Here is a 10,839-nt window from a genome sequence, read left to right on the forward strand (position 1 = left end):
TTTCAGCAAAGATCGGAAAATCTTCACTTTTGAGCGATCAACCTCCGGCTACGCAAACGATAGGCAAGTCTTCCCGGTAAGCATTCTGGGTGCCCAAGTAATCGGTCTGCCAGATATTCGGCTAACAACGGAGCATAGGTCAGCCCTTTGCTTCCCAGCCCTGTTAGCATGAATAAATCAGGTGCGGGTTCATCCTCAGCGGTGTCGTCGACCTTATCAGCAACGGGTTGATAATCATGCGTGGTACAGCGAAACGCCACTCGCCCCTCAAGTTCTTTTGCCAGGGGGCCTTCGTGGTCCTCAAAAAGCGCAGGCGTCATGTCTTTGAGCGCCGACAGATTCTGTTCATGTGATTCGACGGTCGGATTGGGGTTTTCGTCGTGAATATCGAACGTTGCCCCAGTTACGGCCAGGCCCGAATGCCCTGGATTCAGGTATTTTTGTCCGCAAATAACCGCTTTAGGTAGGCTGATTAAGTCCTTCCTGATGTGGGAAACCTGACCCCGAATGCTTTTGAATCTGTACGTGTGACATGAGGGAATGAGCGAGCCTGTCTGATGCCCAGCGCACAGGACCGGTACAGTGCATTTGATCTGGTTTCCGTTTTTAGCGGAAATGATCCAGTGGCGATCTTGAGCGGCCAGGGTTTCGACGGAGAAATTAAACACTCTCTTGATACGCGGATGCTCTGCAAGGGTTGTGCAGAGAGCTCCGGGCCGAAGCCAGCCACTTCCGGGGAACCATAGCCCTCCCGACTGAGTTTTAACACCACACAGTTCAGCTGCTTCTTCCTTGTCTACGGGGCGCAAGATTTCGGGCGGGTAACCATTTCTGACCAGGAAACGTTGCTGGCGTTGTAGCTCTTCCGGCGAGGATGCCAGCTGGAGCAGGCCCGTCGGGAACCAGAAATTCTTGAAGAATGGCCGGTAATAACGCTGAGCAAAGAGTAATGCGCTGAGAGCCAGCGCCGCTTGATCGTTGAACTCTACACCCAGTTTGACGTAGGTCGCACCCTGCAGATTGCCTGAGGCGCCGGCTCCCGGTCCCTCGGCCTCGTCAACCAGAATAACCTCGGCGCCTCGGTCTGCCAGGTTTCTTGCAAGAAGACATCCAGCAATGCCGGCACCTATGACCGCAATGGGGCCATGGGCTGTGTCATTAACGGGGTTGGAGTCAGCGGCTAAACAGCCGGCCAACATATCCCGTTTGCGACCGAAGCCTGGCTCTTTGCTCATGGCAAAGCCGGCATCAGTCAGCGCCCGCCGAATACGACCCACCGCTGTGAACGTCGCCAGCGTGGTACCCGGCTTGCTATGTATGCGAATCAGGTCGATCGCTTCTTCCAGCCACATCTCAGGGTTCAGTGAGGGTGCGAATCCGTCAAGAAACCAGGCGTCTGCGTTGAAAGTCAGGTCGTTCCAGGCGTCGAGGATGTCACCGAAATAGAGGGTGAGACGTACACGACCCTCATCGAGGACGAGCCGATGAACCCCACGAACAAGCGGGGGGTAGCTGTCCAGCAACTGTTCTGCGAGTTCCTTGAGTTCCGGCCAGAGCGCCAGCGCCTTCTTGAGGTCCGCTACGGTGAGCGGGTAGCGTTCTACGGATACGAAGTGCAGGGTGGCGAAGGGAGCCGGGCCTGAATCCCGCCACTCTTGCCATGCGGCGAGAAAATTCAGGCCGGTACCAAAGCCTGATTCTGCGATCACGAAACTGTCACCGTTCCCGACTTTGCAGAAACGTTCCGGAAGCCCGTTGTGCTTCAAGAATACGTAGCGAGTTTCCTCCAGGCCGTTTTCGCGACTGAAATACACATCACCAAAACGACTGGATTCCGGCACTCCTTCTCGCCATACAATCTCGGCGGGTTCTATTGCCGGGGGAAGAAGTTCGTCTTGCATGGCTTTACTGTTCTGACTCCAATACCGTCACGTTCTCGATCACAACCGGCTCGACTGGAACGTCGGCCAAACCACGGGAATAGCCGGTTTCCACATCTGCGATAGCGTCAACAACTTCCATGCCCTCAACCACTTTCCCGAAGACCGCGTAACCGGGACCTCGTACACCAGCATCTAGAAAACTGTTATCCACTTGATTAATGAAAAACTGGGACGTCGCACTGTCCGGAGCACTGGTCCTGGCCATCGAGATCGTTCCGCGGAGATTTTTCAGGGTGGGGCTCGCCTCATTGACGATGGGGGCGCCGGTTTGTTTGCGGGACAGTGCGGTAGTGAAGCCACCACCCTGAATCATGAATCCCGGTATAACCCGATGGAAAATAGTACTGTCGTAAAACCCGTCAGTTACATAAGTCAGAAAATTCTCGACGGTTTCAGGCGCTACATCCGGCCGAAGCTGCAGCACAATAGCGCCAAGGCTTGTGACCATTCTGACTTTTGGCAGAACCTCATCGCCGGATGAATTATCACTGTGCGCCTGTACTGCAGTGGTCGGAATAAAAGCAACAAACAGAACGATCAGGGCAGCAATAAGTTTCTGGACAGGTCTTACGGAATTCAGCATCTTGACGGCTCTCTATGGGTGGCAACGTTTTTGAGTATACGAACGACGGCATTATCCAGAAAACGGATTTCGGAATCACGATGTTAGCAGATGCTGAGTGGAATTCTCTGGCTCGCCTATATTCGTAGGAAAGTATCCAGCAGCCCCTGATGCACATTGCTCTTCGCGTCGGTCACCAGCTTGATGGCGTGAATGATTTCCTGTGTGAAAGAAAGGGTCTGTCGTTATACGCTGTTATCAAACTCGATGGTGATTTGGTGGAAGTATCTGATGTAGATAAGATTCTTGCAGAAGTGTGAGCACTGCGAGAAGATGCCTAACAAGAGGTTTTGAGCAGACGATCAGGTGAGGTTAACACCCACCTGCCGGCCCTGGTTGTCGACGAATCGGCTGAACGGGTCATGGACATTGTCGATCAGCGCTGACAGCCGTTTCGGCTTACCGATCCAATACAGAATGTAAATGAAAGCAGACCTTACTCCTCAGGAATACCTGGCGTTCAAAAAATTCCTTCAGGATGCCTGCGGTATCTTACTGGGTGAAAACAAACAATACCTGGCTAAGAGCCGGCTGTGCAGGATCCTTGAAGAGCACAGGTTTGAATCCCTTGGCGCACTGCTGGAAGAGTTGCAGCGTCCCGGGCGAGGGGGGCTGCGTGAGGTGGTCATCGACGCAATGACCACCAATGAAACCCTGTGGTTCCGGGATAATCATCCTTTTCGCATTCTTCAGGACAAGCTTTTACCTGAGTTTGCTGATCGCAAGGGCAATCAACCGCTCAGATTCTGGTCTGCAGCTTGTTCGACCGGGCAGGAGCCTTACTCCGTGGCTATGGCGCTTGAGGAATTTCGCCGCCAGCGACCGGGAACGCTTCGGGATGCCAGAATCACCGCGACAGATATATCCCAAAGCGTTCTGGAAGTGGCGCGCAAGGGCGAGTACGAGATGCTTGCCACGGGGCGGGGAGGGCTCTCCCCGGAGCGCCAAAAGCTGTTTTTTCAGCCTTCACCCAATGGCGGCTGGCAAATCAACGCTCAGCTCAAGAAAATGGTTGAGTTTAAATTACTCAACCTGCTGGATCGTTTCGTACTCGGCAAGTTTGATGTTGTGATGTGCCGTAATGTCCTGATCTATTTTTCCGGGGAACTCAAAAAGGACATTCTCACGCGCATTCACGCCACACTTAACCCCGGAGGCTACCTGATTCTTGGGGCCTCTGAGTCGCTCAATGGCCTGTCAGACCTGTACGAAATGGTCCGGTGCCAGCCGGGCATCATCTACCGGAAAAAGTAGGCTTATGCCTCTGAATGTCTGGGTGCTCATCGTCAGTCAGGCGCTGGCCATGTGCATGGCGCCGTTCATCGTCTTCATCGGCAGTATCCAGGGACGTTTGCTCACGACACATCCTGAACTTGCTACGCTGCCGGTAGGGCTGGTGGTGGTTGGAACTGTGCTTGCTGTTAAGCCTTCGGCGGCGCTGGCGGAGCGATTGGGGCGCAAACAGGTCATGCTGCTGGGGACCCTTTGTGGCTCATCGTTCGCCGGTATCGGAGCGTTGGCTTCGTGGCTCTCGAGCTTTCCATTGCTGTGTATTGCCGCAATTGGTGGCGGCTCCGCCCTGGCGGTGGTACACCAGTATCGCTTTGCTGCGATGGAATCGGTGCCGTCGGAGTTGGCAGGAACGGCAGCCGCAAGGGTGCTGCTCGGCGGATTGGTTGCCGCCTGGTTAGGGCCCGAGATTGCCGCGTTGGGCAGTGGTCAGGGCGAGGCTTATCCCTTCCTGTTTAGCTGGGTCGGGCTGGCGGCAGTTCAACTGGTTGCAGCGTTGGTTCTGGCGCTGGGTTACCGTTCGGCGAGCGAGCGCGTAAGGTCCCAACAGTCGGGAGGCGGGCGCCCGCTGTCTGAAATTCTTCGAAATCCACTGATCCTGGTTGCGATAAGTTCGGCCGCGGTTGGCTACGCTGTGATGAGTTTTATCATGACCGCAACGCCCTTGAGCATGACCGAGCTCGCTGATCATGACCTGAATGATGCCAAGCAGGTCATCCAGCTTCATATCATGGCCATGTATCTGCCGTCACTGATCAGCGGTTGGCTTATCCGCACCATTGGAATACCCGTTCTGATGGTGACCGGCCTTTTGCTGTACCTGGCGTGTATCGGATTGGCCCTCGGCGGAGTGAGCTTTCATCACTATCTCGGGGCTTTGCTGATGTTGGGCGTTGGCTGGAACTTTCTGTTTGTTGGGGGAACTTCTCTTCTACCAGAGGGTTACCGTGACGAAGAGCGGTTCCGGGTACAGGGGCTCAATGATATGGTCGTTTTCAGTGCCCAGGCCTCGGCGGCCTTGTCCGCCGGGGCGGTCCTGAGCTGGGCCGGATGGGGCGGCCTCGTGGTTACGGCCATCCCGCTGTTGGTTCTGCATGGAGCCCTGTTGGCAACCTGGTGGATCAGCACCCGTTCAGCGGTACGTTCGCACGATTGAGGAGAAATCGATGTACATTGATTTTGAAGGAATGAAGCCAGCGGACATCTATCACGCGTTAACCCAGACCGCGATTCCCCGGCCCATCGCCTGGGTGTTGAGCGAGAACCCGGACGGCGATTTCAACCTGGCGCCGTTTTCCTTTTTCACGCCGATTACCAGCAATCCACCGCTGGTGATGATTTCGGTGGGTCGCAAGCCGACCGATCAGTCGTTTAAAGATACCCGCGTCAATATCGAATACCGCAAAGAGTTTGTGCTGCATATTGCCCACCGCGGTCTGGCTCAGGCGGTCACAGAATCGTCCCGCACCCTGCCGCATGGAGAGTCGGAGCTGAGCAATCTGGAGTTGGAATTGACAGACTTTGAAGGCTTTCGCCTGCCGAGACTTCGGGATTGCCCGGTTGCCATGGCGTGTGAGCTTTATGAGATCAAGGAAATCGGAGCTGGGCCGCAAAGCCTGGTATTTGGCCTGGTGAAGAAGGTATTCGTTGCAGATCAGGCTGTGCAGACCGATGAAAAGGAACGCACCGTGTTTGATGCGGCCTCGATAGACCCGCTCGGTCGCCTGGGTGGAAGTGAATACGTGACCTTTGGTGAGGTTATTAAGATTCCTCGCCCGTCCTGAACATGAACAGGAAGTGAAATGGACCAACTGAATCTCAGGCATCTGTATTACTTCTGGATGATTAGTCGGGAAGGCACCATTGCGAGAGCCAGTGAAGTGCTGGATCTGGCGCCGCAGACCTTGAGTGGTCAACTGGCGACCTTTGAGACAGCGCTCGGGGGGATGCTGTTTGAGCGTGAGAGACGACGCCTACACCTGACCGATCTTGGTCGCACAGTCTTGGGTTACGCCGATGAGATTTTTGCTTTAACGAGTGAACTCAATGATGTGGTTCGGCTTGCGCCGGCCGAACGACCGCTTTCACTTTCCGCCGGAGTTTCGGCCTCCATCCACAAACTGATTGCCTACAACCTTTTGCAGCCAGCGATGAAGCTGAAAAGACCGGTACACCTGAATTGCCTCACGGGAAACACCGAGGACCTTATTCTTCGCCTGAAGCGAAAGGAACTGGACGTGGTGCTGACAGATTGGGTGCCCCAGGAGGAAGATCAGCGTGGCTTTGCCGTCCATTCTCTCGCTGGTTCCGCGATCAGCCTGTTTGCATCGCCTGGCCTGGCTGAGCCATTGATGGATGGATTCCCGGAATCCCTGAATGGGGCACCGATGCTGGCCACGACGGCTGACGCTCCATATTTCAAAAACCTCATGCATTGGTTTTCCGTCAATGGTGTAAAGCCAGAAATCGTCGCACGGGTCGACGACAGTGCGCTCGTCAAAGTATTCGGCAGCCAGGGCCTTGGGGTATTTGCCGCACCCACGGCGATTCGGGGTGAGGTCTGTCGCCAGTACCGGGTGGAAGAAATCGCTTCTATTGATGATGTGAACGAAGCGCTCTTTGCCATCACACGCAGTAAGCATCCGGCCCATGATGGCGTTCGTGCTATTTGTGAAAACAGCGTCTGGTTTGGTTCCGAATAGGTTTGCATCGAAAAAAGCGATCACGTGGGATTGATAAACCTTATTTAGTCGACCTTTGATCGAGGCGAAGATGGAATCGTGTGAAGGCGTTTAACAAGGAGCAGCGGTCATGAAAACCATTCATAAATTCCGTCTTGAAGCTGGCAAGGAACCTGTCACCCTTTCTCTTTGTGAAGGCAGCAGGGTGGTTCGCAGCGAGTACATCGTCTCGGACAAGGCGGTGTACATCTGGGTAGAGCAGCCGCTGAAGGCCAGCGCCCGTCTGACAGATCGGCGGTTCAGAGTGGCATTCTCGGGCGAACCGGTCCCGGACAGTTATCAATATGTCGACACTGCTCTCGACCCTTTCGGGCCGGAGGCGTACCACGTGTTTGAGGTGCCCCGGGCCGAGCACCCCTGGAGCGATGTGAAGACGGACGACAGCGTGACGCACTCACTGGGCAAAGGTGAAGGGTGGCGCTCAACGGTCGGGTTGTCCTGAACAGGGTTGCTGAACAAACGGGCCTTTTGGCCCGTTTTTCTTTGTGTTTTCGGCAGCAAAGATCTACAACTCCAGAACGTGTCGGCCATGGAACCGGCCTGCCATCCATTAGCCCGGATAAGGTAGATATCGTGAAATCAATACCAGTACTGACCCTGCCCGCCGTTCTTCTGCTCTCCGCCTGTACGGGGTTGCCGGAGGGAATCGATCCTGTTTCCGGCCTCGAAAAGGAACGGTACCTGGGAACCTGGTATGAAATCGCTCGCCTCGACCATTCCTTCGAAGAGGGTCTGAGCCGGGTGACAGCCGACTATCGCCTTAACGACGATGGCACGATCGAAGTCGTTAACCGGGGTTACGATTCGGAAGACGGGGAGTGGTCAAAGGTGGAAGGCAGGGCCCGATTCGCGGATGATGACCGCACCGGGCATCTGGAAGTGTCGTTTTTCGGTCCCTTTTACAGCTCCTATGTGATATTCGAGCTGGATACGGAGGCTTATCAGTTCGCCTATGTGTCTGGCTACAACCGGGACTATCTCTGGTTTCTGTCCAGAACACCTGAAGTCACTGAAAACGAGCTTGAGCGTTTCCGTAATCGGGCGAGGGAGGAAGGCTTTGATCTGGACGACCTGATCATCGTTGATCACAGCCCGCTGCCCCAGTAACTCGAGCCGGTGCTAGACCGGAAGGTGGCCGGTTTTTACCCAGATAACCGTTTCCTTATCAACGAATGGGTGGTGCTGGCTCAGGTGGGGGCTGCGAATCCAGGTGCCAGCCGGATACCGGCCATGCTCGTCGCAGAACTCACCGTTCAGCACAAAAATTTCTTCGCCACCGAAATGGCGGTGGGGTTGGAACACTTCGTTGGCGGGCCATTTCACCAAGGCCACATGTTCGTGCTCGAACTCGTGCAAGGGCATCACCTGAAGTTCGCCAATGCCTGGTAACCATGAAGCCTTGTTTGTGTCGATCCGCACGGCTGAGGTGTCTCGGTGATCAAACTGATGCAGTTTCACCAGTAGTGTGCAGCCTTCCTTGCTGAAAGGGGCGTGGCCGCTTCCGGGTGGATTCCTGATGTAGGTTCCGGCGGGATAGTCACCGTTTTCATCGGAAAATACACCCTCCAGGACCAGAATCTCTTCCCCTTGAGGGTGCTCGTGTCTCTGAAAACTAGCGCCTGGTTCATAGCGAACGATGCTGGTTGCGTGTCCGCGCTCGGCTTCTTCCCGGGCCAGCGGCTTTCTCACGACACCGCCCGCCGGACTTGAAACCCAATCCTGCTTGCTGGTATCGATCACGATCCTTTCGGAGAAATCCATGTTGAGCATAATGAGCCTTTGATTCTACTGCGGTAGTTTCTGTTGCCCTTATTTGATCAGTTTTTGGATGTCCCTGAAACGGGGGTGTCGGCAATTCCGCATCCATTCAAAGGCGGCCATCTCTACCGTTACAATCCGCGCGCCGCTTTGATGCAGGCGATCAAGCGCAACGTCACGATCAAATTCGTTCCTGGAACCGGTGGCATCGGCAACCACCCAGACCTTGAATCCGGCATCCAGCAGGCTGAGCGCTGTTTGCAGCATGCAAACGTGGGTTTCGCAGCCGCCGATAACCACGTGTTGGCGGCCCTCGGGCAGGTATTCGACCAGCCCATCCGGGCAGGCGTCAAAGTGGTCCTTGTTCACGACCTGCTGGCAAAGTTCCCGTATGGGTTCCACATTGGGGCCCAGTTTTTCCGGCATCTGTTCGGTACAGATTGTTGGCACGTCAAGCAGGCCTGCAATGGTCGCGAGCGTGAGGCAGCGGTCAATGACGCCATCGCCCTGACTGATGGCAGGCATCAGTTTTTCCTGAAGATCAATGAGCACGAGCGTGGATTGATCGGCTTTCATCAGCATGGGTATGCTCCTGAAAATTGGTCACTGCAGGCGTCGAAGGTGTCTCTTGGCCTGCTGGTTTATTGTTGCTGGCATACTACTGATCCTGGCAGGAGCCGTCCTTCATTTTGTACCTTCTTTGCTGGGTTGGTTCGGAAAGCTCCCCGGTGACATCAATGTACGTTCGGAAAACGAGCGTGTATTTGTCCCCATTACTTCGATGGTCGTATTCAGTCTTTTGTTCACCGTTTTCGCAATTTGTTTAATCGGTGAGCAGAATCCGGGCCAGTTGAAAAAGTTTTTATGGAATTTGCGAAAGGGAGTTGCCAAACCGTCGCAAAAACATTAAAGTTTGCGCCCTCAAATGAGCGGTGACACCGCTGATTTGAAACAGTTTATTGGAGAGGTGGCCGAGTGGCTGAAGGCGCACGCCTGGAAAGTGTGTATACGTTAATAGCGTATCGAGGGTTCGAATCCCTCCCTCTCCGCCAATTTAAAGCCCTGATTTTCTAATTGAAAGTCAGGGCTTTTTTCGTTTTGGGGCAAAATTGGGGGCAGGTCACTTGTCCCATCAAGAGATGAGTCTTTGCCTGAACCGCGCCACTAATTTATCTCCGTAAATCGGGTCGGTGGTGTCTCTAATTGACGAAAAATCGAATTAGAGCGGTTAGTGGCAAAAAGGTTTGCCGGGCAGTTCGGGTGGACTGTTATGTGGCGGGAGATGCCCCGGGACTTGATTCCCGGGGACAGAAAGGCTCAGGGAAAGTAGGGCCTACTCCCAAGTGTCGCTGTGAATCACCGCATGAACGCTATGACAATCTCCGTCCACGTTATGTTGGCATGACAAATATCCCTCTTGTAAATATAGGGCTAGAGCGTATTTGGGACACTAATCCAAGCGCACGCCACTGAGGCAAAGCTGGGAATCTTGTTCACTCCTCTACTTGACTAAACAGCTCGTGTGCTTTGTAAAACGCATGTGAGTCAACGACTGATGCATTTAGAGTAAATCCTGCCTCAAGCAATTCCTCGTAGAGGGAATAAGCCAGCATAGTCATGGCTTCCTTGAGGTCTGGATACTGAATGGCAGGTATGGTTTGCAATGTGATGTAAAGAAGCGCACAAACATCCGAGGGTGATTCGCCAAATGTTTTTCCGTTGAAGTAATCTGGATCACACTTCCAACCCATGAGAACCAACTTGTTTGCGAAAACGATAGTTGGCGAGTCTAGTAACGAATCTATGCGTGATACCTCCAACAAATCTCGCATAGCCAATCCAAGGTCTTTCTTTTTCTGTATGTCGGAGAAAAAACCCATATGCAATCCCTTTCTAGGCTTGAGGCAAGGTAACTGCGCCTTAATCTTAGTCTACTTGATAAATGGGCGCGTCCACTTATTCCTTAAGAGTGCGACTTCCCCCGCCGGGAATGACACCTCTCTGTATCAAACGGAGGCCTTTAAAAGGCATTGATCGCCCGTCCCGAATGTCCGCAGCGGGCTAAGGAGCGGATTGCGGGCTCCGAACGAGTAGCTGTGTATTTGCTTGGGTGGGGGCTCACCCTTGGGTTCGCCTCGATCTAAACTTCGTAACCTGGGCCATCGTCGGCCTGTCGCCGCGTTTATGGTTGCTTGCCAGCTTTAGAGTTCCTAACCAATGACGGTCGCGCCCGAGAGCGCATATCATGATCTTCATAGCCCGGATGTAGTCGCTCACGGTTGTTTGGGCATAATCTTGCTGTCAGAACCAGACATGCTTAATGAACTCCATGTGTTTGAGCTTAATCTGTTCGCTGCGCCGGAGTTCGGGGAAGCGGTGCTCAATTGCGTCTGTTATTGTAACCATCTCCTAAAATCGGTGCATGCGTAATTAGAGTTCTCCGGCCTACAATGAGGCAAACGGAGAACAGCATGAAGAAATCACG

At 54.0% G+C, this 10,839-nt stretch carries 13 protein-coding genes and 1 tRNA gene; 9 read left to right on the plus strand and 5 right to left on the minus strand.

Annotated features, from left to right (window positions below; genetic code table 11):
• Window positions 1–23 precede the first annotated feature (23 nt).
• Together mnmC and K8I84_RS15000 are read right to left on the minus strand one after the other, a co-directional pair.
• Complete coding sequence (mnmC, locus tag K8I84_RS14995; RefSeq protein WP_223795584.1) at window positions 24–1,901, minus strand: bifunctional tRNA (5-methylaminomethyl-2-thiouridine)(34)-methyltransferase MnmD/FAD-dependent 5-carboxymethylaminomethyl-2-thiouridine(34) oxidoreductase MnmC; 1,878 nt, start codon at window positions 1,899–1,901, stop codon at window positions 24–26.
• A gap of 4 nt (window positions 1,902–1,905) precedes the next feature.
• Window positions 1,906–2,526 (minus strand): peptidylprolyl isomerase, encoded by a 621-nt coding sequence (locus K8I84_RS15000; protein ID WP_263283176.1) that lies wholly within the window; start codon window positions 2,524–2,526, stop codon window positions 1,906–1,908.
• A 149-nt stretch (window positions 2,527–2,675) separates the two neighbouring features.
• Here K8I84_RS15000 and K8I84_RS15005 point away from each other — a divergent pair, with 149 nt between their 5' ends.
• The 7 genes from K8I84_RS15005 (at window position 2,676) to K8I84_RS15035 (ending at window position 7,703) form a co-directional block, all read left to right on the plus strand.
• Window positions 2,676–2,825, plus strand: a complete 150-nt coding sequence (locus K8I84_RS15005) for a hypothetical protein (RefSeq protein WP_223795585.1) — start codon at window positions 2,676–2,678, stop codon at window positions 2,823–2,825.
• 163 nt (window positions 2,826–2,988) lie between these two features.
• The gene (locus K8I84_RS15010; protein ID WP_223795586.1) at window positions 2,989–3,819 is read left to right on the plus strand and encodes a CheR family methyltransferase; all 831 of its coding nucleotides are present in this window, start codon (window positions 2,989–2,991) and stop codon (window positions 3,817–3,819) included.
• Between the two features lie 4 nt (window positions 3,820–3,823).
• Window positions 3,824–5,011 (plus strand): MFS transporter, encoded by a 1,188-nt coding sequence (locus K8I84_RS15015; RefSeq protein ID WP_223795587.1) that lies wholly within the window; start codon window positions 3,824–3,826, stop codon window positions 5,009–5,011.
• Between the two features lie 10 nt (window positions 5,012–5,021).
• Window positions 5,022–5,639, plus strand: a complete 618-nt coding sequence (locus tag K8I84_RS15020) for a flavin reductase family protein (protein WP_223795588.1) — start codon at window positions 5,022–5,024, stop codon at window positions 5,637–5,639.
• Window positions 5,640–5,657: 18 nt separating this feature from the next.
• Window positions 5,658–6,557 carry a LysR family transcriptional regulator gene (locus K8I84_RS15025; RefSeq protein WP_223795589.1) on the plus strand — a complete coding sequence of 300 codons (900 nt, stop codon included), beginning with the start codon at window positions 5,658–5,660 and terminating at the stop codon, window positions 6,555–6,557.
• A 109-nt stretch (window positions 6,558–6,666) separates the two neighbouring features.
• The gene (locus tag K8I84_RS15030; protein ID WP_223795590.1) at window positions 6,667–7,038 is read left to right on the plus strand and encodes a hypothetical protein; all 372 of its coding nucleotides are present in this window, start codon (window positions 6,667–6,669) and stop codon (window positions 7,036–7,038) included.
• Window positions 7,039–7,169: 131 nt separating this feature from the next.
• Window positions 7,170–7,703: a lipocalin family protein gene (locus tag K8I84_RS15035; RefSeq protein WP_317848220.1), complete on the plus strand. Its 534-nt coding sequence runs from the start codon at window positions 7,170–7,172 to the stop codon at window positions 7,701–7,703.
• Between the two features lie 12 nt (window positions 7,704–7,715).
• On the opposite strand, the gene K8I84_RS15040 is transcribed toward K8I84_RS15035, so the two are convergent.
• Entirely contained in the window at window positions 7,716–8,366 is a 651-nt protein-coding gene (locus tag K8I84_RS15040) for a cupin domain-containing protein (protein WP_223795591.1), read from the minus strand.
• A gap of 39 nt (window positions 8,367–8,405) precedes the next feature.
• Window positions 8,406–8,936 (minus strand): isochorismatase family protein, encoded by a 531-nt coding sequence (locus K8I84_RS15045; RefSeq protein WP_223795592.1) that lies wholly within the window; start codon window positions 8,934–8,936, stop codon window positions 8,406–8,408.
• Between the two features lie 4 nt (window positions 8,937–8,940).
• Between K8I84_RS15045 and K8I84_RS15050 the strand changes: the two genes are divergently transcribed.
• Both K8I84_RS15050 and K8I84_RS15055 read left to right on the plus strand, forming a co-directional pair.
• Window positions 8,941–9,264, plus strand: a complete 324-nt coding sequence (locus K8I84_RS15050) for a DUF2905 domain-containing protein (RefSeq protein WP_223795605.1) — start codon at window positions 8,941–8,943, stop codon at window positions 9,262–9,264.
• 51 nt (window positions 9,265–9,315) lie between these two features.
• A tRNA-Ser gene (locus K8I84_RS15055) sits at window positions 9,316–9,406 on the plus strand.
• 441 nt (window positions 9,407–9,847) lie between these two features.
• Here the strand turns inward: K8I84_RS15055 and K8I84_RS15060 are convergent.
• Window positions 9,848–10,234 (minus strand): hypothetical protein, encoded by a 387-nt coding sequence (locus K8I84_RS15060; RefSeq protein ID WP_223795593.1) that lies wholly within the window; start codon window positions 10,232–10,234, stop codon window positions 9,848–9,850.
• Window positions 10,235–10,839 lie beyond the last annotated feature (605 nt).

It is taken from the genome of Marinobacter sp. F4216 (assembly GCF_019931195.1).
GTDB classification, from domain to species: Bacteria; Pseudomonadota; Gammaproteobacteria; order Pseudomonadales; family Oleiphilaceae; genus Marinobacter; species Marinobacter suaedae.